The organism is Paenibacillus sp. FSL H8-0457 (genome assembly GCF_038051935.1).
GTDB classification, from domain to species: Bacteria; Bacillota; Bacilli; order Paenibacillales; family Paenibacillaceae; genus Paenibacillus_AQ; species Paenibacillus_AQ lautus_A.
In genome coordinates this window covers 6,718,057-6,742,031 of the sequence record NZ_CP150293.1, presented here as the reverse complement: position 1 = coordinate 6,742,031, position 23,975 = coordinate 6,718,057, and the positions used below count along the sequence as shown (strand labels likewise).

The 23,975-nt window shown below is 53.5% G+C and carries 21 protein-coding genes; 13 read left to right on the top strand and 8 right to left on the bottom strand.

The features are described from left to right. Window positions 1-164: 164 nt before the first annotated feature. Window positions 165-1,208, top strand: coding sequence for an oxidoreductase (locus MHI43_RS30440; RefSeq protein ID WP_015737826.1), 1,044 nt, complete (start codon window positions 165-167; stop codon window positions 1,206-1,208). 146 nt (window positions 1,209-1,354) lie between these two features. Continuing rightward, the gene (gene pdaA, locus MHI43_RS30435; protein ID WP_015737825.1) at window positions 1,355-2,149 is read left to right on the top strand and encodes a delta-lactam-biosynthetic de-N-acetylase; all 795 of its coding nucleotides are present in this window, start codon (window positions 1,355-1,357) and stop codon (window positions 2,147-2,149) included. Window positions 2,150-2,166: 17 nt separating this feature from the next. On the opposite strand, the gene MHI43_RS30430 is transcribed toward pdaA, so the two are convergent. Further along, a complete protein-coding gene (locus MHI43_RS30430) occupies window positions 2,167-2,307 on the bottom strand; it encodes a hypothetical protein (protein WP_155989813.1) in 141 nt (46 codons plus the stop codon). Between MHI43_RS30430 and MHI43_RS30425 the strand changes: the two genes are divergently transcribed. The 5 genes from MHI43_RS30425 to MHI43_RS30405 all read left to right on the top strand — a co-directional run bounded on the left by MHI43_RS30425 (window position 2,306) and on the right by MHI43_RS30405 (window position 10,403). Next, complete coding sequence (locus MHI43_RS30425; protein WP_015737823.1) at window positions 2,306-4,594, top strand: ATP-dependent DNA helicase; 2,289 nt, start codon at window positions 2,306-2,308, stop codon at window positions 4,592-4,594. The genes MHI43_RS30430 and MHI43_RS30425 overlap by 2 nt on opposite strands. 421 nt (window positions 4,595-5,015) lie before the next feature. Next, complete coding sequence (rsgA, locus tag MHI43_RS30420) at window positions 5,016-6,110, top strand: ribosome small subunit-dependent GTPase A (RefSeq protein WP_036659590.1); 1,095 nt, start codon at window positions 5,016-5,018, stop codon at window positions 6,108-6,110. A gap of 122 nt (window positions 6,111-6,232) precedes the next feature. Next, a complete protein-coding gene (locus MHI43_RS30415) occupies window positions 6,233-6,793 on the top strand; it encodes a MarR family transcriptional regulator (RefSeq protein WP_015737821.1) in 561 nt (186 codons plus the stop codon). Window positions 6,794-6,804: 11 nt separating this feature from the next. Beyond that, the gene (locus MHI43_RS30410) at window positions 6,805-8,532 is read left to right on the top strand and encodes an ABC transporter ATP-binding protein (protein WP_036659281.1); all 1,728 of its coding nucleotides are present in this window, start codon (window positions 6,805-6,807) and stop codon (window positions 8,530-8,532) included. Then, a complete protein-coding gene (locus MHI43_RS30405) occupies window positions 8,529-10,403 on the top strand; it encodes an ABC transporter ATP-binding protein (RefSeq protein WP_036659279.1) in 1,875 nt (624 codons plus the stop codon). The genes MHI43_RS30410 and MHI43_RS30405 overlap by 4 nt, the downstream gene beginning before the upstream one ends. A gap of 78 nt (window positions 10,404-10,481) precedes the next feature. On the opposite strand, the gene MHI43_RS30400 is transcribed toward MHI43_RS30405, so the two are convergent. Further along, window positions 10,482-11,366 (bottom strand): IS3 family transposase, encoded by an 885-nt coding sequence (locus MHI43_RS30400; protein ID WP_155989900.1) that lies wholly within the window; start codon window positions 11,364-11,366, stop codon window positions 10,482-10,484. After that, window positions 11,288-11,626 (bottom strand): helix-turn-helix domain-containing protein, encoded by a 339-nt coding sequence (locus MHI43_RS30395; RefSeq protein WP_235201830.1) that lies wholly within the window; start codon window positions 11,624-11,626, stop codon window positions 11,288-11,290. The genes MHI43_RS30400 and MHI43_RS30395 overlap by 79 nt, the downstream gene beginning before the upstream one ends. A 179-nt stretch (window positions 11,627-11,805) precedes the next feature. On the opposite strand from MHI43_RS30395, the gene MHI43_RS30390 reads away from it, so the two are divergent. After that, complete coding sequence (locus MHI43_RS30390; protein ID WP_341283202.1) at window positions 11,806-12,672, top strand: diacylglycerol kinase family protein; 867 nt, start codon at window positions 11,806-11,808, stop codon at window positions 12,670-12,672. A 112-nt stretch (window positions 12,673-12,784) separates the two neighbouring features. Continuing rightward, the gene (locus tag MHI43_RS30385) at window positions 12,785-13,237 is read left to right on the top strand and encodes a hypothetical protein (RefSeq protein ID WP_015737817.1); all 453 of its coding nucleotides are present in this window, start codon (window positions 12,785-12,787) and stop codon (window positions 13,235-13,237) included. A 207-nt stretch (window positions 13,238-13,444) separates the two neighbouring features. On the opposite strand, the gene MHI43_RS30380 is transcribed toward MHI43_RS30385, so the two are convergent. Beyond that, entirely contained in the window at window positions 13,445-14,998 is a 1,554-nt protein-coding gene (locus MHI43_RS30380; RefSeq protein ID WP_015737816.1) for an FAD-dependent oxidoreductase, read from the bottom strand. 211 nt (window positions 14,999-15,209) lie between these two features. Here MHI43_RS30380 and MHI43_RS30375 point away from each other — a divergent pair, with 211 nt between their 5' ends. The 4 genes from MHI43_RS30375 to MHI43_RS30360 all read left to right on the top strand — a co-directional run bounded on the left by MHI43_RS30375 (window position 15,210) and on the right by MHI43_RS30360 (window position 19,809). Beyond that, window positions 15,210-16,571, top strand: a complete 1,362-nt coding sequence (locus tag MHI43_RS30375) for a spore germination protein (RefSeq protein WP_015737815.1) — start codon at window positions 15,210-15,212, stop codon at window positions 16,569-16,571. Then, window positions 16,564-17,673, top strand: a complete 1,110-nt coding sequence (locus MHI43_RS30370; RefSeq protein ID WP_015737814.1) for a GerAB/ArcD/ProY family transporter — start codon at window positions 16,564-16,566, stop codon at window positions 17,671-17,673. The genes MHI43_RS30375 and MHI43_RS30370 overlap by 8 nt, the downstream gene beginning before the upstream one ends. After that, a complete protein-coding gene (locus MHI43_RS30365) occupies window positions 17,670-18,779 on the top strand; it encodes a Ger(x)C family spore germination protein (protein WP_015737813.1) in 1,110 nt (369 codons plus the stop codon). Before MHI43_RS30370 ends, MHI43_RS30365 begins: the two co-directional genes overlap by 4 nt. A 79-nt stretch (window positions 18,780-18,858) precedes the next feature. Further along, window positions 18,859-19,809 (top strand): aldo/keto reductase family protein, encoded by a 951-nt coding sequence (locus tag MHI43_RS30360; RefSeq protein ID WP_036662015.1) that lies wholly within the window; start codon window positions 18,859-18,861, stop codon window positions 19,807-19,809. Here MHI43_RS30360 and MHI43_RS30355 read toward each other — a convergent pair. From MHI43_RS30355 to MHI43_RS30340, 4 genes are all read right to left on the bottom strand, one after another. Continuing rightward, window positions 19,806-20,918, bottom strand: coding sequence for a diguanylate cyclase (locus tag MHI43_RS30355; RefSeq protein ID WP_036662016.1), 1,113 nt, complete (start codon window positions 20,916-20,918; stop codon window positions 19,806-19,808). The two genes, MHI43_RS30360 and MHI43_RS30355, sit on opposite strands and share 4 nt — an antisense overlap. Window positions 20,919-21,031: 113 nt before the next feature. Further along, on the bottom strand, window positions 21,032-22,129 hold the full coding sequence (locus MHI43_RS30350; RefSeq protein ID WP_036662017.1) for a HAMP domain-containing sensor histidine kinase: 1,098 nt from the start codon (window positions 22,127-22,129) through the stop codon (window positions 21,032-21,034). Further along, entirely contained in the window at window positions 22,122-22,817 is a 696-nt protein-coding gene (locus MHI43_RS30345) for a response regulator transcription factor (RefSeq protein ID WP_036662019.1), read from the bottom strand. Before MHI43_RS30345 ends, MHI43_RS30350 begins: the two co-directional genes overlap by 8 nt. A gap of 117 nt (window positions 22,818-22,934) precedes the next feature. Beyond that, complete coding sequence (locus MHI43_RS30340; protein ID WP_036662021.1) at window positions 22,935-23,945, bottom strand: D-alanyl-D-alanine carboxypeptidase family protein; 1,011 nt, start codon at window positions 23,943-23,945, stop codon at window positions 22,935-22,937. Window positions 23,946-23,975 lie beyond the last annotated feature (30 nt).

The window sequence follows — 23,975 nt, the reverse complement described above, 5'->3', positions numbered from 1 at the left end:
AACGCGGACAGCACGGAATGGCGAAGCCGCCTGCACAAGAATGACGTGCAGGCGGCTTTCCCTTATAAGGTTGTAAAATATTTGCGGAATGTTAAGATGTTGCAAGGAAACCAAGCGATACATATCGAATCATCATAGAACCATGGGAAGAGGAGGCTTGCGTTATGGCAATACAAGCGGGAATCATCGGCTACGGCCTGTCCGGGTCGGTGTTTCATGCACCTATCCTTAGAAGCGTGCCGGATTACAGGGTGCACACGGTTGTATCATCGGATCCGGACAAGGTCCACCAGGATATGCCCGATACGGCCGTTGTCGACAGCGTGGATGAGCTCTTGTCCATTCCGGATATCGATGTTGTCATCATTACGAGTCCGAATGCAACGCATTATGAATATACCCGGTTAGCTATCGAGGCCGGAAAGCATGTGGTCGTCGAGAAGCCGTTTACCGTAACATCCGCCGAAGCGGACGAGCTGATTGATCTGGCCAAGCAGAAGGGCGTGCTGCTGACGGTGTACCACAACCGCCGCTGGGACAATGATTTTCTGACCGTCCGCAATCTGCTGGAGACGGGAGCCTTAGGCAAGCTTTCCATCTATCAGTCGCAGTTCAGCCGCTACCGTCCGGAAGTTCAGTCGGAGCGGTGGAGGGAGCAAGCGATTGCCGGATCCGGGATCTTGTATGACTTAGGTTCGCATTTGATTGATCAGGCGCTGTTCCTGTTCGGCCTGCCGGAGACGCTCTGGGCGGACTTGAGAACGGAGCGCAAAGGGTCCAAAGCCCATGATTATTTTCATTTGGTGCTGGGTTATAAGACGTTTCGCGTCATTCTGCATTCCGGTTCGCTGGTACGGCAGGCAGGGCCGAAATTCGAGCTGCATGGCGATAAGGGAAGCTTCCTGAAATATGGAATGGATCCGCAGGAAGGCCAGCTGAAGCAGGGCATGCATCCCGGAGACGCGGGCTGGGGCGAAGACCAGCCGGACCAATACGGGGAGTTGGCTACCGAGCTGAGCGGGTTGGCGGTGCAAGGGGAGATTGAGACGCTGCCGGGACGCTATCAAGCTTTTTACCAGGGATTGGCCGAAGCAATCCTTAAAGGCGGTTCGCTGCCTGTCCAGCCTGAAGAAGCCCGCAATGTCATTCGGATGATCGAATATGCGCTGCAGAGCCATCAGAAGGGCCGGTTGATCAAGATCACGTAAACATGCCGCCCCATCCGAAACTAGGACTGTCCTGGATTGACACATAGTTTTCTCCGATTTGTGGGATATTAGGTGATACCACCCTTGGTACGTCTTTCATCAGGGGAGTCGATCCATATCACAACAATGAAGGAGAGAGAACGGATATGAAGAAACGTGGTATCCTTCGGCCGGCCCTTATGCTTCTTGTGAGCTTGGCGGTGATGCTGTCCATCTCCGGAGCAGCTTTGGCAGGCGGAAGCGGTCCGTTTCACTTTGGATTTAAGAAAAGCGTCAACGGCCAGCTGCCCTCGATCAATGAGGAGGGCTTCAAGGAGCTTCTGCAAAAATACGATGCCGTCTTCATGGGCGATGCCGAGCAGAAGGAGCTTTATCTTACGTTTGATAACGGGTATGAGAACGGGTATACCTCCCGTATTCTGGATACGCTTAAAGAAAAGAAGGTGCCTGCCACCTTTTTCGTGACCGGACATTATGTGAAGACACAGGAAGATCTGCTGAAACGGATGACGGCGGAAGGCCATATTATCGGCAACCATTCCTGGAATCATCCGGACGTGACCACAATCTCGGCAGAGAAGCTGACCGAGGAGCTGGAACGGGTGAAGAAGGAGGTTATGCGCATCACCGGCCAGCCGGACATGAAATATTTGCGCACGCCCCGCGGCATCTTCGATGAGCGGTCCCTGGCGACCAGCAAGCAGCTGGGGTACACCAATGTCTTCTGGTCGCTCGCGTATATGGATTGGGACGTGAAGTCCCAGCGCGGCGCGCAGTATGCTTACGATAAAGTGACCGCGCAGCTCCACCCCGGCGCCGTAATCCTGCTGCACTCCATCTCCAAGGACAACACGGAGGCGCTGGGACGGATCATTGACGAAGCAAGGAACCGGGGCTACGAGTTCAAGAGCCTCGATCAGATGCAAAAGAAATCCCCGTAAGCATATGCCGCATATGCTTACAGCGTGCAGACGCCATCCTGCCAGGAGGCCGTCTGCACGCTTTTTTTGTTATCGAATGCCCGCGGATGCTTCGCATTCCGGAACGAATGTTTGGTATAATACCCTTCATATAGAACATGAACGAAGGAGACCATCATGCCTCATACTATCCAAATATCCGTCAGGCCGCTGGTGGAATATGTCTTTCGCAGCGGCAGCATTACCTCCGGTTTTCGCACGGCGACGTCCCTGACCGAGGGAACCCGTGCGCATCAACAGGTACAGCGCGATTATGGCGAGAACGATCAGAAGGAAGTTCAGCTTGAAGCGGAGATTCCTTACGAGGATCTGCTGTTTGTGGTGGAAGGTCGCTGCGACGGCCTGATTCAAGAGGACGAGCGGATCATGATCGACGAGATCAAGTCGACCTCCGGCGATTTGGGCGAGATTACGGAGCATACGTACCCGGTTCATTGGGCTCAGGCCAAAATGTATGCCTATATGTACGCGAAGTTGCATGAAATTCCGGCGATGGCCGTGAGACTGACCTACTTCCAGGTCCCGAGCGGAGAGCGGAAGCAGTTCGTGCAGGAATGGAGCTTCGCTCAGCTGGAATCCTTTGTGCTCGAGGTTGTGGCGGCCTACGCGCCTTACGCCAACCTGCTGCGGGAGCATGGCGAGCGGAGGGACCGGAGCATCCGCGAACTGAAGTTTCCTTTTCCCGCCTACCGCGAGGGACAGCGGAAGCTGGCCGGAGCCGTGTATAAAAGCATCGGGGAAGGACGAAGATTGTTTGCCAAAGCCCCTACGGGCATCGGCAAAACCATATCCACGCTGTTTCCTTCGGTCAAAGCGATCGGCGAGGGCCTGTTATCCCGGATTTTTTACCTGACGGCCAAGACGATTACCCGAACCACCGCGGAGGAAGCCATGGCGCGCATGGAGCGTCAAGGGCTCTGCATGCATACGGTTACGCTGACGGCGAAGGACAAGATCTGTTTCAGCGAAGCGGAAGGCTGCAGCCAGATGGGCTGCGCGTTCTCGGAGGGCTACTATGATCGGATTAATGACGCCATACTGGATTTGCTCTCGAATGAAACGTTGATCACGAGGCCCGTCGTTGAAGAGTATGCCCGCAAGCATACGGTATGCCCGTTTGAATTCTCGCTGGATGCCGCGTACGCCGCCGATGCCGTCATCTGCGATTACAACTACGTGTTCGACCCGCGCGTCTCCTTCAAGCGGATGCCGGAGGACGTGAAGAAGCGCAGCGTGCTGCTCATTGACGAGGCGCACAACCTGGTCGACCGGGCGCGGGGGATGTTCTCGGCCGAGCTGAATAAGTCCGCGTTCCTGGAGCTGCAAAGGGCGTACAAAGAGAGCAATCCCGGGCTTTACAACACGGCGAAGCGGGTGAATAACCGCTTTAAGGTGCTGCGCAAGGTCAGCGAGGAGGAAGAGCGGATCGTCGGGTCCCAGCAGCCGGAGATGATGGTCGAGCTGCTGGAGGATTTCTCGCTCCAGGCAGAGGCCGAACTGATGACCGGCAAGAGCGGGGATGAGGCCGATGCGCTTTTGGAATGTTATTTTGCCGTGCAGGGGTATCTGCGCATCTCCAAGCTGTATGACGACCGCTTTGTCACGTATGCGGAGATGAGCGGGAGCGAGGTGTTTCTCAAGCTGTTTTGCCTGGACCCCTCTTATTTGCTCCAGCAGGCGGGTAAAAACTACCGCTCTAGCGTATTTTTCTCAGCAACACTCATGCCGCTCGGATATTACCGCGACATGCTCGGAGCCGAGGAAGAGGATTACAGCCTCTCGATTCCCTCGCCCTTCTCTTCCGAGCAATTGGATGTTCGGATTATGCCGTTATCGACGAGATTCAAGGATCGGGAGCGCAATAGCGAGGCCATCGTTCGGATGCTGAGTGCACTGGTTCAGGAAAAACCGGCAAATACCTTGATCTTCCTGCCGTCCTATCCCTACATGCAGGATATTCATGAGGCGTTTGCCAGAATGAACCCGGAAGCCCGTACCTTGCTCCAGGGGCATGGAATGAGCGAGGAGGAGCGGGAGGCGTTCCTGAATGCATTCCAGGCGGATGCTGAAGATCCGCTGATCGGCTTTGCCGTGATGGGCGGTATTTTCTCCGAAGGCATCGATTTGAAGGGAGAACGGCTTTCGAGCGTCGTGGTCATCGGCGTAGGATTGCCGCAGCTTTCCTTCGAGAATGATATCATCAAGGATTATTTTGATCGTACCGGCAAGAGGGGATACGATTACGCCTACGTGTACCCCGGCATGAACAAAGTGCTGCAGGCCGGAGGGCGCTTGATCCGATCCGAGCAGGACAGCGGGACGCTGACGCTCGTCGATGACCGCTTTCTGAATCGACAGTACGGAATGCTGCTGCCGGAGGAGTGGAGGCATTACAGGCGCATCTAATTTTTTCATGGGATGTTGACACCTGGAAATACGACCCCTATAATACGGATATATTAATTAAGCTGAAGGAGGCTGATGTCAAATGGTTATGATGCATAGTGGATGGGTCGCATTGACGTTGGTCTCTTTGGACGGGAAATTCTAATGGTAACCGGGGTGTAAGGCATTGGGTTTAACATGTCTTCATCTCCGTACCTAAGAACCCGCAGGAGACCGTGCTTGGTATCCTGCGGGTTTTTTGTGTCTATGCAAGGCTCCGGTATGATCTTTGGCGGTTTGGCCGCCGAGGATCGATGCCTTCTTCCTGCATAGTTTCAGATCAGCCGCGGATACAAATCTGCGGTTTTTTTTGTGTTTGATCATTTGTTAACAACCAATCCAACAACGATAAGGGGATATCACGAATTTGACGAAACAAGACATGACAACGTTGCAAGCCTATGGATGGAATGAACATTGGCGTTTGATGGCCGCTCAGATCCCGAAGCAGGACAAGGCGCTGGTTCCGGCCCGCATTACGGCCCAATTCTCGAAGCAGTACCGCATTATCACCCAAGAGGGTGAGCAGACGGCCATTGTCACAGGCAAGTATGAATACGAAGCGGGCAGCAAAAGCGACTTTCCCGCAGTCGGCGATTGGGTCATGGTGGAGCCGCTGCAGGGCGAAGCCCGTGCCGTCATTCATCATCTGCTGCCCCGCCAATCCGCCGTCACGCGCAGGGAGGCAGGAAGCGTGCCGGATGAGCAGATCATTGCGGCCAACATGGATACCGTGTTTATCATTAACGCGCTCAACAAAGATTTTAATGTTCGCCGGATTGAACGCTATCTGATTGCGGTCTGGGAGAGCGGAGCCGCACCGGTCGTGCTGCTCACCAAGGCGGACCTATGCGAATCGCCGGAAGCGTACGTCGCGGAGGTAGAGGCGGTTGCTCCAGGCGTGCCGGTCCATGCGGTAAGCTCTTTGATGGATCTAGGGAAGGAGCAGCTTGGGGAGTATCTGGTGCAAGGGAAAACGGTGGCCATAACGGGTACCTCCGGTGCCGGCAAATCGACGCTGCTGAACTGGCTGTCCGGCCAGGAAATGCAGCGGGTTCAAGGGATACGCGAAGAGGACGCAAGAGGACGGCACACCACGACGCACCGGGAGCTTTTCGTGCTGCCGGGAGGTGCGATCATGGTGGATACGCCGGGCATGCGGGAGCTGCAGCTGTGGGATTCGGAAGAAGGGTTCGAGGCGACCTTCGCGGATATTTCCGCGCTGGCGCAGCAGTGCCGGTTCCATGATTGCCGTCATGAAACGGAGGCAGGCTGTGCGGTTCGGGAAGCACTGCAGGACGGAACTCTGGATGCTAAACGATATGCGAATTACAAGAAAACGGAGCGGGAGCTGGCCCATATCGCCCGTAAAGAGAGGATAAGCACCCGCCGTCAAAACAAGAGCTCGGGCAAGTCGTCCCGCAAGAACGACCGAGGCCGCAAAGGGGCGTATCAGCAGCTGTACGATGATGAATAATTGAGGCTAAGGGAAGGCCGGAGTCGATTTGACTTCGGTCATCTTCCGGGTATATAGTTAGGTAACCAAATAAATAGGCAATCTATCTATTTATTCGAGCTGTTGCCGAAAAGAGGTGGACCATGGCAGAGGATCAACATCCAGATTTACATAAAGAAATGAACGGCAACGAGGACCAACATTCGCGGGAAGGACCATGCATGAAGGGCGGCAGGCGGGAGGACAGCGTTGCCGGCAGGCTCTTGTACAGCATACGCATGTTCCACAAGCAGGAGTGGGATCAGCACTTGATTTCAGGGTATACGCCAGGTGAGATTCGCGTTCTGATGGGACTCAAACATCATATCGAGCCTGCTGGTCCCGGCATGAAAGTGTCCGAAATCAGCAGCATGATGAATGTTACGTCACCGACGATCACGCAATTCATTAATGCACTGGAGAGCAAGGGGCTGGTGGAGCGGGTGATGGATGCCCAGGATCGGCGAGCGGTCCGCGTGCAGCTGACGGAGGAAGGGAACCGCGTTGTCCAGCAAACCTATCAGAACGTCAAGAACAGCTTTAACGAGCTGGTGGATTTTCTGGGAGAAGAGGACAGCGTCAAACTGACGGAGCTGTTAACGAAGGTATATCATTTTCACGAGCAAAAACGCAAAACGAATGAAACGACTTCAGACAACGAGTAGGGGTGGGGGATTTGTTAAAACTGTTTCACTACATGAAACCGTACCGGACCGCGGTCATTTTTGTCCTGCTGTTCACATTTTTCCAATGTCTGTCTGATCTGTACTTGCCGACCTTGATGGCGGACATCGTGGATTATGGCATCGTTGAGGGAGATGTGCCTTACATTTGGCGTGTGGGCGGCTTTATGCTCTTGGTAGCAGCAGGGGGCATGGTGTGCTCTATTGCCGCGAGTTATTTGGCATCCAAATCCGCTACGGGATTCGGGAAAATTGTTCGGGGACGCGTCTTCTCCCATGTGGAGAACTTCACGCTGCAGGAATTCGATAAGATTGGTACGGCATCCCTGATTACCCGTACAACGAACGATATTACGCAGGTACAGCAGGTCACGATCATGATCCTGCGCATGATGGCGATAGCACCGATGATGTGTATCGGGGGCATTGTGATGGCCGTATCAAGAGACCCGGGACTGACTACGGTGCTTCTGATCGTCCTGCCGATTCTGGCACTGGCTATTTTCCTCATCGCCAAAAAAGGCATACCGCTCTTCAAAGCGATTCAGGTAAAGATCGATACGCTGAGCCGCGTGCTGCGGGAGAATCTGACCGGAATCCGGGTCATCCGCTCCTTCAACCGGATGGACCATGAAACCGTCCGCTTTAACGACGCGAACGAGGACCTGACGGCCACTTCGATCAAAGTCAATAAAATCATGGGGGCGATGATGCCCGTCATGATGCTGGTCATGAACTTTGCCACACTGGCGATTGTCTGGTTCGGAGCCCACCGCATAGACGCCGAACATATGAAGGTCGGCGACCTCATGGCGTTTCTTCAATACGCGATGATGATCATGTTCTCGCTGATCATGCTATCCGTCATGTTTGTCATGATTCCGCGTGCACAGGCATCGGCGGTCCGGATCAATGAGGTGTTGAACATGATGCCTGAGATCCACGATCCGAAACAGCCGCGCGCTGCGAGCGTGCAGCAGGGATCGATCGAATTTCAGGATGTGACCTTCTATTACCCTGGCGCGGAGGAGCCCGCCATATCCGATATCTCCTTCCATGCCGGGCCGGGTGAAGTTACGGCGATCATCGGCGGAACCGGCTCGGGCAAATCCACCCTGATCAGCCTGATCCCGCGTTTCTATGACGTGACGTCGGGACGGATTCTCGTCAATGGGACCGATATCCGCGACATGATGCAGGAGGATCTGCGGAACCGGATCGGATTCGTGCCGCAGAAGGCGCTGCTCTTCACTGGAACCATCGCGGAGAATATCCGCTACGGCAAAGAGGATGCAACGGACGAGGAGATCCGGCATGCAGCGAAGGTTGCCCAGGCCGCCGACTTTATCTCCTCCATGGAAGGCGGTTACGATGCCGAGATTTCGCAGGGCGGCAGCAACGTATCCGGCGGCCAGAAGCAGCGGCTCTCGATTGCAAGGGCACTGGTTCGCAGACCCGAGATTTATGTGTTTGACGACAGCTTCTCGGCGCTGGATTTCAAGACGGACGCCAATCTTCGCGCAGCGCTTCGCGAGGAAACGACGGACGCCACCGTTCTGATCGTCGCTCAGCGGGTCAGCACCGTCATGGACGCCGATCGGATTATCGTGCTGGACGAGGGACGCATTGCCGGCATCGGCACGCATGAGGAGCTCATGGCTTCCAGCGATGTGTACCGCGAAATCGTCACCTCGCAGCTGTCAGAGGAGGAGATCGCATGAGTGAGAAGAAACGGGGAGGACATCCCCGGGGACCGGGCGGTCCCTTTGGCGGCGGCCCGCACGGGCCCGGGATGGCAGGGGAGAAAGCCAAGGACTTCAAAGGCACGTTTCGTCGGTTAACGCGATATCTCAAGCCGCATACCGGCAAGCTGCTGATCGTTCTGATCGCAGCTATCCTCAGTACGATATTCAGCATCGTGAGCCCGAAAATATTGGGGGATGCCACCACGATCCTGTTCAAAGGTTTCATGGCCAAGATGCAAGGCGTGCCGGGTGCCGGGATCGATTTTGACGCCATTCGGACGATCATGCTCTGGCTTGCAGGCTTATATCTCTTAAGCTCGCTGTTTGCGTACATCCAGCAGTATGTCATGGCCGGCGTGGCCCAGCGTACCGTTTATGATTTGCGCAAGGACGTGTACAACAAACTCGGCCGCCTGCCGCTGAAATATTTCGACGCCCGCACGCATGGGGAAACGCTGAGCCGGGTGACCAACGATATGGACAATATCAGCGGCACGCTTCAGCAGAGCTTGACCCAGATGATTACTTCCGTGGTGACGCTGGTCGGCGTCATCGTCATGATGCTCACGATCAGCCCGCTGCTGACGTTGGTGGTTATTCTGACCTTGCCGCTTAGCGTGGTGGTCACGATTGTGGTTGCCAAGCGCTCGCAGAAGCATTTTGTGGCTCAGCAGAAGCATTTGGGTGAGCTGAACGGGCATGTGGAGGAAATGTACACCGGCCATAAAGTGGTGAAGGCTTTCGGCCGGGAACGGCAGTCCATGGAGCAATTCGACGAGGTTAACGACAAACTCTATGATGCCGGGTGGAGAGCCCAGTTTATATCGGGCACCATCATGCCGCTCATGAGCTTTGTCGGCAATATCGGATATGTGATCGTCAGCGTTGTCGGCGGTGTACTGGTTACCCGCAGAGCGATTGAGATTGGGGATATTCAGGCCTTCATTCAATATTCGCGCCAATTTACGCAGCCGATTACTCAGCTTGCGAACATCGCAAACGTCATTCAATCTACTATAGCCTCGGCAGAGCGCGTATTCGAAGTGCTGGATGAGGAAGAAGAGGTGTCGGAGCATACAGCTCCGGCAGCGCTCAAGAAGCCGCTTGGCGACGTGACCTTCGAGAATGTGAGTTTCGGCTATAAAGCAGACCAGCTTCTCATCGAAGATATGAATGTGGATGTGAAGCACGGTCAAACGGTCGCCATCGTCGGACCGACCGGTGCAGGGAAGACCACGCTCATCAATCTGCTGATGCGGTTCTATGAGCTGAATCAGGGAAAGATTACGATAGACGGCACGGATATTACGGCTCTTCGGCGCAGTGAACTGCGCAGCCTGTTCGGGATGGTACTGCAGGATACCTGGCTCTTTAACGGAACGATCCGGGATAATATCGGATACGGACGGGAAGGCGCCACGGAACAAGAGATCATCCGGGCGGCGGAAGCGGCTCACGCGGATCATTTCATCCGGACGCTCCCGGAAGGCTACGATACCGTTCTGAACGAGGAAGCCTCCAACATTTCGCAAGGACAGAAGCAGCTTCTGACGATTGCGCGGGCCATTCTCGCCAACCCGTCGATTCTCATCCTTGATGAGGCCACCAGCAGCGTGGATACGCGGACGGAGCTTTATATCCAGAAAGCGATGAATGAGCTGATGAAGGACCGGACCAGCTTTGTCATCGCTCATCGGTTGTCCACGATCCGGGATGCCGACCTGATTCTGGTCATGAACAAGGGCAGCATCATCGAGCAGGGAACCCATGAAGAGCTGCTGTCCCAAGGCGGCTTCTACGCAGACCTGTACAACAGCCAATTCAGCGAACAGCATGAAGCCGGATAACGAGGCAAGGAAAGCTATGACAAGAAGACCCCTTCGATTGTGGTCAAGACCCCATTTAGTAGACATTAAAAAAAACACCTAGGCTGCAAACTGGCGTCGGTACTCTACCGGCGTCAGTTTCTTTAGTTTCCGCTGTGGTCGCTCTCGGTTATAAAACCGTATGTATTTCTCAATTCGCCTTTGTGCCTCCGTCAAATTTCGGATATCATAGGGATAGAGTCCTTCCGTTTTGAGATGCGAGAAGAAGCTCTCCATGGAGGCGTTGTCTAGGCAATTGCCCCGGCGAGACATGCTGATTTGGGCGCCAACCTTTGGCAGCATGTCGTGGTAAGCGTAAGACGTGTACTGGAAACCTTGGTCGCTGTGAACGACCAATCCGGTCACGTCTTTTTGCTTGGCAAACGCTTTTGCAAACGTCCGTAGAACCAGTTCATTGTCGTTACGTTGGCTGAGTTGGTACGCTACAATCTCATTGTTGAATAAGTCTTTAACTGCCGAAAGATACAGCCATCGCTCGCCCACCCGGTATTGCGTCACATCTGTCACCCATTTCTGGTTCGGTTTTTCTGCCGTAAAGTCTCGCTTCAGCAGATTCTCCGACACACGTTCTCCAGCTTGGTATGTCGTGTTAAAGCGGCGTTTAGGGCGAATGTTCGCTTGAAGCCCGAGTTTTTGCATCAGCCGCAGCACTTTCTTATGGTTCATCCATACACCGTCATCCTGCCACAAGAACAATTGGAGCTGCCGGTAGCCATACTTTCCTTCGTAGCGATTGTACGCTTCACGGATTAGCCGTTTCGCCTCGGCATCTCGGTCGTTCCCTTTTCGCTTCAAATAGGCGTAGTAACCACTTCTAGAGACACGAAAGAGCTGGCATAGTTCAGCTACTTGCCTTGGAATCGCTGCTTGCTCGATGAGCGTAAAGCGTTCTTCCTTTCCTCCTGGATCCAGATTTCCAAGCACTTTTTTAGCATTTCATTCTCCCGTTTGAGCTTTTGGACATACCGATCTTGATCCATATATTCTTTTCGTCGTCCTCGCTGATCCAACAATCCAAACTCGCCTTGTTCCCGATATTTTCGCATCCACCGCTTCATTCGGTCTTTGTCTTGAATACCAAGGTGTTCGTTGATTTGCCGATAAGTCCACTTCTCTTCTACATGAAGTCGAATCGCTTCTAATTTGACCTCTTTTGAATATTGCTTTAACTTTTGTCCTTTCATTACCACAAAAATACACCCCTTAGAATTCATCGGAATAACCAAGGGTTTTTTCCAATGTCTATTCTAAGGGGTGCACTTCATTGCGAAGCGGGTCTTCTTTTTGTTGATTAATCGCTTCATAACAAAGGGTAATAATAGAAGCAAGCCAATCAGGCACGGATCAGAGGGAGGCGGGAATGATGTATCATCGGGTTTTGTTGGTGTATAACCGCAGTGCGGGTCAGCAGGAGACCCTGCAGCAGCTTGCGGCTGTCATCCCGATACTGGCGGAAGGCATCAAGGAGCTGGTATTGTTTCAGACCTCGGCGCCGGGAGAAGGGGAAGCCGTGTGCAGGGAGCAGGGGGAGGCGTATGAGCTCATCCTGGTTATGGGGGGAGACGGGTCGGTCCATGAGTGCGTGAACGGCATTGCCGCGCTGGAACAACCGCCCCTTATCGGGATTCTGCCCGTGGGGACCTGCAACGACTTTGCCCGCTCCATGAATCTGCCGGTTGAGCTGACATTGGCAGCTCAAGCATTAATGAAGGGACAAGTCCGCGCATTGGATATCGGCATGGCGCATGACAGGGTGTTTACGAATTTTTTTGGCGTCGGGCTCATAACGGCCACTTCCGAGAACATCAACCCGGATCTGAAAGGAGCGCTTGGCAGGCTCAGTTATTTCATCAGCATGCTGCAAACCGTGCGATCGGCCGAGCCGTTCTCCTACAGGATGGAATATGACGGCCATTCCAGTGAAGGTGAAGCGATTATGATTTACATATCGAATGGCCGATACTTGGGAATCCGCCCGCTGCCTTTTACATTCGATTCGTTGACGGACGGTTTGCTGGATGTGCTCATCATTCGCGAAGCCGGATTACCCCTATTAAAAGAGCTGCTGAGCCGTAAAGTCGAGGGGGAGTGGAAGCCGGCCAACGAGAGCATCTCGTATGTGAGGGCCGCTTCAATCAAGCTGATAACGGATGAGCCCATGAAGGCCGACACGGATGGGGAGATAATATGGAGACGCCTGCGGCCGTATCCGTCAAGCCGCGCCGCTTAAGGTTTTTGACAGGCTCGGAGTAAGCCGGCAGGCATATTTGATATTGCAATTTCATATGGTTCTTTTATAATGATGTTTATGTTTATATCTTTAAAGGGAGCCATGATCATTATTGAATAAGTCCGAACTGAACCGAATTACGCAAGAGCTTCTACGTCGGTCGGGCAGCAGTGTCACCGTGGAGATGGAGGCGTATTTTCCAGGGGGCCGGTTAATCGGCGGAAAATATGTGATGCATTCGCACAGCGTGACGATGTATACCGAAGTCATACGCCAGCAGTGCTTGCAGCTGTTTGGCACGCTTGAGCCGTTCCATGCCTATTTTGCGGTGGTATTCGCACATGAGCTGGGCCATTCAATGGACATGACCCTGACAGAGCTGTGCGACCGGATGGATCAAACGGTGGATGAATGGGATCAGAGGCAGCTCGCGCTTCAAATCGAGGAAAATGCTTGGAATAACGCCATGCCTTGGATCCAGGATATCGATCCCAATTTCATACAGGTCATCGTGGATCAGTCGCTTGCGGCATACCGCGAGGAGCTGGCGCCGGAAATCGCTTAGGCTGTCGTGCAAAGAGCATCTTCGCCATATCAAGACACAGGCACCCGTCAGGGTGCCTTTTTGAATGAAAGAATAAATCTTTAGAGACTTGTCGTCCGAATCTTTCAGGGAATACTAATTTCGCAGGTGATGTATAAAAAGAAGTGAAGCCCGGTGGCTTCACTTCTTTTTTGTTTGGGGTCCTCTTAAGGATCGGTGGGCTAAGGATCAGCTCTCCGGGTCCAATTGCTTCAACGGCTCAATAGCCGGTCCTTCCAGCACCTCGCCGTTATGGCGGAAGCGTGATCCGTGGCAAGGGCAATCCCAAGAGCGTTCGCCCTCGTTCCATTCCACCTCGCAGCCGAGATGGGTACAGGTGGTATCCACAAGATAGAGGTTTCCTTGATCATCCTTGTAGGCCCCGGCACGCTGCCCGTTATGGCGGACGACGGCGCCTTCGCCTGGCTTCAGCTCGGTAATATCGGCGTGGGCCATTTCGAACTTGCCGGCAACGAAATCCTTCGCAACCATGGCATTTTGCGCGACGAATGTTTTGATGCTCGGGTCTGCCTTGAAACGGGACGGGTTAAAGACGTCGGCATAACGGTTATCTTTCTCCAGTATTTGATCGCAAATGATCTTTGCCGCCAATGTTCCCGTTGTCATCCCCCATTTCCGAAAGCCTGTCGCGACAAAGATCCGGTCCTGATTGGACGTGATCGGCCCGATATAAGGCATGTTGTCCAGCGTGATCAGGTCCTGGGTCGACCAGCGATAAGGAATGGCGGAAGCGCCCAACAGATTTCCTGCAAAAAGCTCCAGGTTCTCGTAATGCTGATGGGTGCAAATGCTCCGGCCCGTCGGATGGTTCTCGCCGCCGACGATAACCAACTCCTCGCCGTTATAGGTAGCCGACCGCAGGGAACGGGTCGGCTGATCCACGCTCAAGAACATCCCGCCGGGATAAGCGGTTTCGGGTTTGACGGCAACCGCATAGGAACGTTCCACATGCAGCCGCGTGAAGAACAGCCCTTTCCCGTCATAGAACGGAAAATGAGACGCGGATACGGCGTGGTTGCAAGTAATCCGGTGGCCGCCCCGTTTGGTGAGCAGCGTGATCGGTCCGTCGGTTTCGACTTTTTCATCCATGGTCGTATTCTCATAGATTCGTCCACCGAGCTTCAGGAATTGTTCCGTCAGATGCTTAAGATATTGCAGGGGATGGAACTGATATTGCCCCGGCATCTTGATCGCTCCACGGACGGGCATAGGCAGAGGAAGGCTTTCCTGCCATTCTCCCGGAATGCCGAGCTTCTCGTAGGCTTTGATTTCGTCCTCCAGCTTGGAGAGGTATTTGTCTTCCGTTTGAGCGTAAATATAGGCATCCTCCAGCTTCAGCCCAAACTTCTCCTCGTCTCCGCCAACAATGTCCCTAATGAATTCAATCGCTTCCCGATTCCCTTCGTAATAGAGCCTTGTCTTCTCATCCCCGAAATGATTCAGGAATTCATGATAAATCAGCCCGTGCTGGGCTGTGACTTTGGCTGTTGTATGGCCGGTGGTCCCGTTCAGGATTTGCCCTGCCTCGATCAGCACGACATCTTTACCTGCCTTGGCCAGCAGATAAGCGGTCGTGATGCCGGTTATGCCGGCCCCGACTACGGCCACATCCGTCTCAATATCTTCGGCCAAGCGGGGAAAGGCAGGCAGATCGGTTGTCGCTACCCACAGCGACTCCGGAAATTGCGGCAGTTCCTGATGCGATGAATTGGATGGGTTCATTCACGATTCCTCCTTGGTTACTATGGGTATCCCCCATAAACTCAGTCTCTTGTCTTCATTATTACCACATGGGAATGATTAGAAACTATGCTGCTCGGAATGATGCTCTTCGAAGTTTTCTGGAGGAATGTAAATATTTTGGGACATTTGTGCAGAACCTAGGGAAACAAGAGGGAGTTCTCGGAAATATAAGAAAATGGGGGATGGTATCATGACCAGCGAACAGTATCTTAACGCGGACCAAGCCAAGAACTGCCTGAAGGAGCAGCTAAACCGCATCGGTGATATCGAGCAGCGCGAGCTGAAGAACGAGGATGAACACGCGCTGCTGGTCTATTTAAAGAGCATGTGCGATCCTGCCATGATCAACGATAATTTGATTAATCGCTTTTATGAGCTGAATTCCTTGGACTTATACGAGCAATTCATCCGCTCCTTTCCATCGAGCACGGAGCCGAAAGATGAACAGGAATTGCTCCGCAATATACTGAGGGGCTGCGTTGCCATATTCATACGGGACACCGTGCTGCTTTTTGACGCTGTCTTGGTTAATGCCAGTTTTATCCAACCAGCCAGTACGGAGAACGTCATTCAGGGACCCGATGATTCGTTTACGGAGAATATCGAGGTGAACCTGAACCTGGTTCGCCATCGATACCAAACCACCGATTTGAAGACGGAATTCATGACCGTCGGCAAAATATCGCAGACCCGGATCATCATTATGTACGATGCGCTCAAAGTGGAAGAAACGGTGCTGCAGGAGCTTAAAAAGCGACTGTCCGAGCTCAAAGCGGATATTGTGCAGTCGGCATCCGAAATCGAGAGACACACGATGCACCCCCGATTTCGGTTGTATCCGACGCTGATGCTGACCGAGCGCCCAGACCGGACTGTCCTGAATATATCGCAGGGAAAGATCGCCGTGTTGATGGATTCAACGGGGTATGCCCTTCTGCTGCCGGCCATATTCAATGATTTCTTTACCGCGATGGACGATAAAATCCAGCTTCCTCCGATCGGCTGGTTTCTCAAGGCCATTCGGTATATCGCCTTGTTTGTAACCGTGCTGATGCCAAGTCTATACGTGGCATTCACTTCGTATAACCCGGAAATATTGAGGATGCAAGTTACGCTTCTCATTGCAGGAAGCCGGGCCACGGTACCGTACCCGTCCTTCTTCGAAGTGATCTTTATGCTGCTCGCGATGGAATTTCTGACGGAGGCCAGCGTTCGGCTGCCCAAAGCGATTGGCCAGACAGCAACCACGGTCGGGGGTCTCATTCTGGGAACCGCCGCTACGGAGGCCGGACTGGTCAGCAACATCATGATCATTCTGGTGTCCGCGGTTGCCATTACCAACTTCGTCATCCCGATCACGATGATGAGCTCCGGCATCCGCGTTACGAAGTATCTGTTCATCGTGCTTGCGACCTTCTTCGGCTTGGTTGGCATCGTGCTGGGTGTGGTGGCCATGATCATGTACCTCACGAGCCTACGTTCCTTCGGCAAACCTTACTTGAAGATGTTCGCCGTGGATCGGAACAAGAAAGGGGACCAGCGAAGTGGTTAGAAACAAATATTTTTATTACCTCTTCCTGCTCAACGCAACCATCAACCTGATTAATTATGTCCCCCGCATCTTGATTACGGATCGCTTTGACGGTGCGATGATGTCGATCCTCGTATCCATCCCGATCGGGACCCTGATTATGTTCGGCTTCATCAAACTGATTCAGAAATTTCCGGGACAAGGGCTGCCGGAGATTTTCCAATCGGTGATGCCGAAAGGGATATCCGGCATCCTGCTTGTGTTATACGGACTTGCGTGGTATTTCTCCAGCGTCATTACCTTGACCAGCTTCGTGGATATTACCAACCGTTACATCAGTCCGGACGTGTCTCCCTATATCGTTCTGATGGGCTTTCTGGTGGTTGTGGCGCTTAGCGCCAGGCTCGATTCCGAGTCGATTCTTTACGGGTTGGAAATGATTTTGTACATCACCGTTCCCCTGATTGCTTATATGTCATGGCGCGTCTTCAGCAATCCGTATTTCAGCTGGGATGCCGTGAGGCAGATCATTACCTATGCCTGGAATTTACCTAATTACGGGACGGTTGCGGCAGCAACCTATATTTTTACGGGGTACGTGAACATGGTGGTATTCAACCGGATCTTTCACCGATTCCGAGTCCGCCATATTTGGGCGATCGTGGTAGTCAGCATACTGACCCTTCTCGTTTCGATGTTTGCGCCCATCGGGATATTGGGAGCCGCAGGAGCCGGAGGACACGTGTATCCGGCCTTTTCGACGATAGACGCACTCCGGATTCGTTATTTCATCGTTGAACGGATGATTTACGTCTTCTACGTGGCCTATATGTGCCTTTCCCTCGTGAATTCCATCATACACTGGCATGTTGGCAAGGAATTGATCCTGGGGGGCTTCGGTTTAACGGGGGATCAGGGCAAATCGATAGATAAAAAGCGAAAAGTCGAATGGTGGGTCCTGTTGCTCTTTTCCCTTATTACCTTCGGAACGTCGTTAATTGTGAATCAATACATATTGAACGATATGGCGATCGTATTCCTGGACGTTCGGTTTGGGGGCGAGTTCCTGCTTATTGCCATGTTAATCTATGCGGTATGGAAGAAAAGGAGGAAGAGAGCATGAATGGCCTGAAACGAGGGCTGCTCTGTCTCATGTGCTGCTCTTTTTTGTTTCTGTCGGGCTGCGAATTTCGGGATATCGATCTCAGGCTATTCGTAGTATCCATAGGGATCGATGTCTCGGAGAAAAATCCCGAAATGCACCGTTTCAGCTTCAAAATCGCCATTCCTTCGGGTGATCCGAAGACCGGGGACAAAAAATCCCTGCTCATTACGCAGGAATCGACAAGCATTGCGGAGGCGATCCGGGAGGTCAAATCCAAGGTGGATAAGGAGCTTGACTTCGGACATTGCAAGGGTGTGATGTACGGCGAGGCTTTCGCGCGGACAGATATCAGCAAAATCCAGGACTGGACCGTTCGGAGACGGGACATGCAGCTGCTCATGTATCCGGCTGTTGCCGTTCCTACCGCAGAAGCCGTATTGAAAGCGGAACCCCCCACGGAGCGGATCGCCGGGAACGCCATATTTCTGGCGCTCAGCGAGGATGGCACCGAATCCCCTTTTATCTCGAAGACCTATTCCTTCGATCTGAGCCGCCGAATGTTGGAGGAGGGGGAGGACCCGGTTATGCCCGTCGTGGAAACGACCGAAGACCAGGTTCTGAATATCGATAAAGTAGCCTTGATGGACAAGAACAAAGTGAAGTACATCCTGACCCCGGATGAAACCAGGCTGTATAATCTGCTGGACCTCCGGAATTTAAGCACGAATTTCGGAACGAAGATTGGCGGCAAGTTGCTTGAAGTGAACACGGACAGAACCCGGGCCAGATACAAGATCGTAACGGATAAACGGGGGGAAGAAACGATTGATTATAAGATAAGGATCACGGCGATATTGGAGGAGAAAGAGGATCCCGCGCAGCTGGATCCGAGGGATCTGGACAACATCGAAGCGCAATTCAACAAGGAATTATCTCAAGCGGTCAAAAACGTTCTGGAGAAAATCCAAAAAACAGGACTGGATCCGTTGGGTTTCGGCCTCCGGTATGGCGGCACGCATTGGAACAACCGGACGGAGATGGAGGAGTGGGCTGCCATTTATCCGCATGCCAAATTTAATGTATCGGTCAAGGTAAAAATAAAGTCTACCGGCTACAAACGCTAGGCGGGGGATATCTGTTTATCGTACAGGAAGATGTTACAATAAGGATAAGCATCTATCTTGTATGAAGGAGGTTTCACATATGGAATTCAGAAGATTGGGCGGAAGCGGACTGAAGGTTAGCGATATCAGTCTCGGGAGCTGGCTGACCTACGGGGGATACGTGGAACGGGAAAATGCGGTCAAGTCGATTCAGACCGCCTATGGACTCGGCGTCAATTTTTTCGATACGGCGAACGTCTATGCTCAAGGAGCGGCCGAAGTCGTCGTGGGCGAGACGTTAAGGGCATTTCCGAGGGAATCCTATGTGCTGGCCACAAAGGTGTTCGGCAAGATGGGAGACGGCCCGAATGATCAGGGGCTGTCCCGCAAGCATATCAAAGAGCAGTGCGATGCCAGTCTAAAGCGGCTGGGCACCGATTACATCGACATCTACTACTGCCATCGATATCATGAGGAAACGCCGCTTGAGGAGACGCTTCGCGCGCTGGATGATCTTGTCCGCCAAGGCAAGGTGCTCTATGTCGGCGTCAGTATGTGGACGGCGGCCCAGATGGAAGCGGCCTTAGCCGTTGCGGATCGGTATTTACTGGACCGCATCGTGGTGAATCAGCCGCTGTATAACATGTTCGAGCGCAAGATCGAGGAGGAGATTATCCCGCTTGGCGAGAAGAAGGGGATTGGACAGGTCGTATACTCCCCGCTCGCTCAAGGGCTTCTGACCGGCAAGTACGCCTCGAAGCAGGACGTGCCGGAGAACAGCCGCGCGTCGAAGCTTGGAGCCGACCGGCTCAAAATAAACGAAGACCGCATACAGAAAGTGCATGCGCTGGGCCTTGTCGCAAGCGAGCTGGACATGACCGTCGGCCAATTGGCCTTGGCCTGGATTCTGCGCCAGAACAACGTAGCCAGCGCGCTGGTGGGCGCCAGCCGTCCGGAGCAGGTGGAAGAAAACGTGAAGGCTTCCGGTATGAAATTGTCCTCGGATACGGTGGCTGTCATCGAGGACATCCTGAAGGCGGATCCGAATTAGGAGAGAATCAGGTCATTGATTTCGGGTGCGGAGCATACGCGGTTGCGCCCGCTTTCCTTGGCGCGGTACAGCTCGCGGTCCGCTTGCTGGAGCAGCTCCTTGGCATTTTTGGACCGGATCGTATCGGGGTGCACGGCAGCGCCGATGGACACGGTGATTCGAAGCTTGGCTCCGTCTTCGAGGGTGAAGACGTGGTCCTCTACCGCGGCTCGGATTCGTTCCGCGATCGCGGCCGTCTCGTCGATGGTGGCTTCCGGGACCAGTACCGAGAATTCCTCCCCGCCGTTGCGGGATACCTCATCAAAAGAACGGGAATGATCCCTCAGCACTTTGCTGAGCTGCTGCAAAACGACATCTCCGGCCGCATGGCCGTAGGTGTCGTTTATTTGTTTGAAATGATCGATGTCCACGACCAGGACACCCAGCCGCTCGCTGAAATGCTGGGCTTCGAGGAAGCGTTCCGACAACAGCTGCTCGAACTGGCGCAAATTGTGCAGGCTGGTCAGGTAATCCGTTTCCGCGTTCTTTTTCATCTGCAGGAACAGTTTATTCGAGGTGTTGATATACTCGGTCAGCATGTAGATGACCACCGTGGCCAGCACCGATATGACGAGCTGCTGCGTGAAGACGGTAAACACCTTTTGATGGTTCGGGATGTTCATCCACATAATGAACAAGATGACCAACATGCTGGATAGGCTCATTAGCAGCATTTTGCTCAGACGATTCCAATGGGTGCGGGAGAGGATCCCGCAGACGACGCTGATCAGCAGCATGCCCGCACCTGCAATGGCCGAGGAAGCGGACATGCCGAACAGGATCAGCCGTCCAAGTGCAATCAGCATGCCGGCAATCAAGGACGGAAGCCATCCCAGGTAGGTGGCGATCACCATAATGGCCAGATGCCGCAAATCGGCAAAAAACCGCGGGTCGATGGGGAACGAGTAGTACATTAAAATGATCCCATAGATGCCAAAGAGCAGCCCGGCGTTGATCTTGACGGTGAAGGAGGGCACCACGACACCTGCGACATATTTTTGGGACAGCAGTCCGGATAAGTATAAGAACGTTACGAATATACAAAAATTGGTAAATAGTATATTGGTCATAGGGGATCATTCCTTTCACGTACCCTGCGGTAGGAACGACAGAGCGATGAAGACATTCACCCCTATTTTATCGGAAAATGGAATTGTATGTCGAATGATAAACGTAATTTTTGTTAATTTTCTGGGACCTGCAATGGTAGGCGAACCTCGAACATCGTCAACTCTGTCGTACTGGTCACCTGGATCGTGCCATGATGGGCATCGACGATGGTTTTTACGATGGCCAGGCCAAGCCCCGAGCCGCCGGTTTGATCGGTCCGCGATTCATCTGCCCGGTAAAACCGCTCGAACAAGTGGGGGATGGCATGCTGGGGAATCGGAGGACCGTAGTTGATCACCTGCACGATGGCAAACTTGGGATCCTGCGATACTTTTAAATCCACACGCCCGGCCTCCCGTCCGTGCCTTACCGCATTGGACAGCAGATTCTCGAAGGTGCGCATCAGCTTATCCCCGTCCGATGAGATCATGATTTTCTCCACGGCAGGCGTAAACACGACCTGTACTCCTTCATGCTGCCCGGTCAATGAAAAGTCCACGGCCAATTGGGCAAGCAGCTCAACCAAATTGATGTCCACACGGTTAATCGGGGAATACCCCATCCGGGTGTACTCAAACAAATCATTCACGAGGCCGCCCAGACGCAGCGATTTATCGTAGGCGATATCGGTGTAATAGCGGAGTTCGACCTCATCCTTGTAATGGTCTTCGTTGACCAGCCGCAAGTACCCGATGATGGAGGTGAGCGGGGTGCGCAGATCATGCGATACGTTGCTGATGAGCTCGTTTTTGGACTGGACCGCCATCCGCTCCTCTGCCAGCGACAGCTTGAGCTGCTGGGCCATTTGATTGATTTGCACGGCCATCTGCCCCAGCTCGTCGTTCGAGCTAACGATGATCGCCTGGTCCAACTCGCCCTTCGCCAAACGCTGCGTCCCCTGCATCAATTGATTGATTTGGCGAATGGTGCCTTGACTTAAGAGAAGCACCATGCAGATAAACAGCACGATGCCGATGATCGTCGGGACGACCGGAAAGCCGAAGAAACTCGACAGCGTGCGTTCCACTCTGAAAAGGGTGTCTACCCAGGGCTCCTTCCAATACTCCCGGCCGATCAATCGCATGATCTGCTGTGCGATGAACAATATGGACAAGGTCAAGGCACCGCTGGCGAAGAACAACGTGATGATCTTCCACTGCAGCTTACGCATGGATTTTGTACCCGACGCCCCATACCGTTTGGATGAGTTTATAACCGAGTTCCTTCTCGAGCTTGTCCCGCAGGTTGCTGATATGAACCATGACCGTATTGTTGGAGACGTAATATTTTTCCTTCCAGACCTGCTGGAAGATATCCTCGGCGCTAAAGATTCTCCCCGGCTGACGGGCAAGCAAGTACAAAATCTCGAATTCCCTGGCCGTCAGGGAGATCGCATGGCCATTGGCCGTTACTTCGTGCGTTGTCCGGTTAATGTCGAGCCCGTCGATCCGGATCCGGTCGCTGTCCCCCTGGTGAAGGTCCACGTTGTACTGGGTGGAGCGCCGCAGCAGCGTTTTGACTCGCGTCGTCAGTTCCAGCGGATTGAACGGTTTAATCATATAATCATCCGCGCCTGTCATGAGCCCCAGTATTTTATCCATATCCTCGCTCTTCGCGCTCAGCATCAGAATGGGAATGGACGAGGTTTCCCGGATTCTGCGGCAGGTGTCGATCCCGTTCAGCTTGGGCATCATGACGTCCAGAATCACGAGATCTATCATTCCGTTGTTCGAGGTCATGGCCTGCAGGGCTTCTTCCCCGTCGTGGGCTTGGATTACGCGGTATCCCTCATTCTCCAGATAAATGGAGATCAGCCCGGATATTTCTTTATCGTCATCTACGATTAATACGCTTCTCATTGATATCCTCCCGTACATCTCCCATGAAAACTATGATTCCTTTAGGAACAGTGTACCCTAAATCAACCGCATAAAGTGCAGCTTTGCCTTCAAAAATAGGGAGTACCTGCACAATAGCTATTTAAAAAGGCCGGATACGAGATTCGAAAGGATGCCTTGGCGATCGAATCCGTAATCCATCAGCTTCCGGGTTTCCGTAAACCGCTGATCGGCGTCCCCGGTTCCCATCACGACGGAAATCAGCCGGTTTCCGCCCCGTGACGCGGTTCCCGTGAAGCAATATCCGGCCGAGGCCGTATACCCGGTCTTAAAGCCGTCATTGCCTTGGTAAGCATGCGGCTCGCCGGGCAGCATGAGATTCGTGGTGTGCAGGGAGAGTTCCTTCTGCGGGATGGGCAAATCCCGCTGGCTGGTTACCTCAAGCAGATCCGGGTGTTTGTTCACCAGCCATCTGGCGAGCATGGCCGAGTCCCGGGCCGTCATGACGGTGTCCCCTTCGGAGGCAGCCTCGGCAAAAGGAACCAGGTCGGCCGCAGGCAAACCGGAAGCATTGGCGAATACGGTGCGGTCAGAGAGGCCGATTTCCTTCGCCCGGGCATTCATGGTCTCCACGAATCGGGCCTCCGACCCGCCGAGGTGCTCCGCAATAGCAACGGCCGCATCATTGGCCGAATGGATGATGAGTGCTTCGAACAGCTGCTTCAGCGTGTAACGTTCGCCTTCATGCATGCCGATGGCCGAACCGGGTACCTCTGCGGCATATCGGCTGACCGGCACGTTCTCGTCCCAGGCATGCTGCCCGGAACGAACAGCATCCAGCACCAGCAGCTCGGTCATCATCTTGGACATGCTTGCGGGAGGAAGGGGGAGATCGGCATGCATCGCATAGAGCACGCGGCCCGTGTCCGCATGAATCAGGATGGCCGAGCTCGCTTTGATGGGAGGGGGGATAAATACCCTCGCTATGAACACGGCTATCAGAATGACGCCGAACAGCAGCAGCAACAGACTTAATTTCGCGCGTCCCTTGCGGCGGTTCGCACGTTGATGCCGAAGCGTGCCGGTTTGCTGCCGGGATGTTTCAGGGGCTGGAGGTGCTTTGCGGGGATGCTTGGTTATGGATTCCATGGCGCTCTATCGTCTCCTTTGACTGGTTAT

What these genes read in the sequence shown, in the direction of transcription:
- MHI43_RS30360 (WP_036662015.1), top strand. Translation starts at nt 18,859, where the DNA reads ATGGAATTCAGAAGATTGGGCGGAAGCGGACTGAAGGTTAGCGATATC.
- MHI43_RS30350 (WP_036662017.1), bottom strand. Translation starts at nt 22,129, where the DNA reads ATGCGTAAGCTGCAGTGGAAGATCATCACGTTGTTCTTCGCCAGCGGT.
- MHI43_RS30380 (WP_015737816.1), bottom strand. Translation starts at nt 14,998, where the DNA reads ATGAACCCATCCAATTCATCGCATCAGGAACTGCCGCAATTTCCGGAG.
- MHI43_RS30430 (WP_155989813.1), bottom strand. Translation starts at nt 2,307, where the DNA reads ATGATGGTCTCCTTCGTTCATGTTCTATATGAAGGGTATTATACCAAA.
- rsgA (WP_036659590.1), top strand. Translation starts at nt 5,016, where the DNA reads ATGACAACGTTGCAAGCCTATGGATGGAATGAACATTGGCGTTTGATG.
- MHI43_RS30405 (WP_036659279.1), top strand. Translation starts at nt 8,529, where the DNA reads ATGAGTGAGAAGAAACGGGGAGGACATCCCCGGGGACCGGGCGGTCCC.
- MHI43_RS30375 (WP_015737815.1), top strand. Translation starts at nt 15,210, where the DNA reads ATGACCAGCGAACAGTATCTTAACGCGGACCAAGCCAAGAACTGCCTG.
- MHI43_RS30340 (WP_036662021.1), bottom strand. Translation starts at nt 23,945, where the DNA reads ATGGAATCCATAACCAAGCATCCCCGCAAAGCACCTCCAGCCCCTGAA.
- MHI43_RS30415 (WP_015737821.1), top strand. Translation starts at nt 6,233, where the DNA reads ATGGCAGAGGATCAACATCCAGATTTACATAAAGAAATGAACGGCAAC.
- MHI43_RS30365 (WP_015737813.1), top strand. Translation starts at nt 17,670, where the DNA reads ATGAATGGCCTGAAACGAGGGCTGCTCTGTCTCATGTGCTGCTCTTTT.
- MHI43_RS30395 (WP_235201830.1), bottom strand. Translation starts at nt 11,626, where the DNA reads ATGAAAGGACAAAAGTTAAAGCAATATTCAAAAGAGGTCAAATTAGAA.
- pdaA (WP_015737825.1), top strand. Translation starts at nt 1,355, where the DNA reads ATGAAGAAACGTGGTATCCTTCGGCCGGCCCTTATGCTTCTTGTGAGC.
- MHI43_RS30390 (WP_341283202.1), top strand. Translation starts at nt 11,806, where the DNA reads ATGTATCATCGGGTTTTGTTGGTGTATAACCGCAGTGCGGGTCAGCAG.
- MHI43_RS30355 (WP_036662016.1), bottom strand. Translation starts at nt 20,918, where the DNA reads ATGACCAATATACTATTTACCAATTTTTGTATATTCGTAACGTTCTTA.
- MHI43_RS30440 (WP_015737826.1), top strand. Translation starts at nt 165, where the DNA reads ATGGCAATACAAGCGGGAATCATCGGCTACGGCCTGTCCGGGTCGGTG.
- MHI43_RS30345 (WP_036662019.1), bottom strand. Translation starts at nt 22,817, where the DNA reads ATGAGAAGCGTATTAATCGTAGATGACGATAAAGAAATATCCGGGCTG.
- MHI43_RS30425 (WP_015737823.1), top strand. Translation starts at nt 2,306, where the DNA reads ATGCCTCATACTATCCAAATATCCGTCAGGCCGCTGGTGGAATATGTC.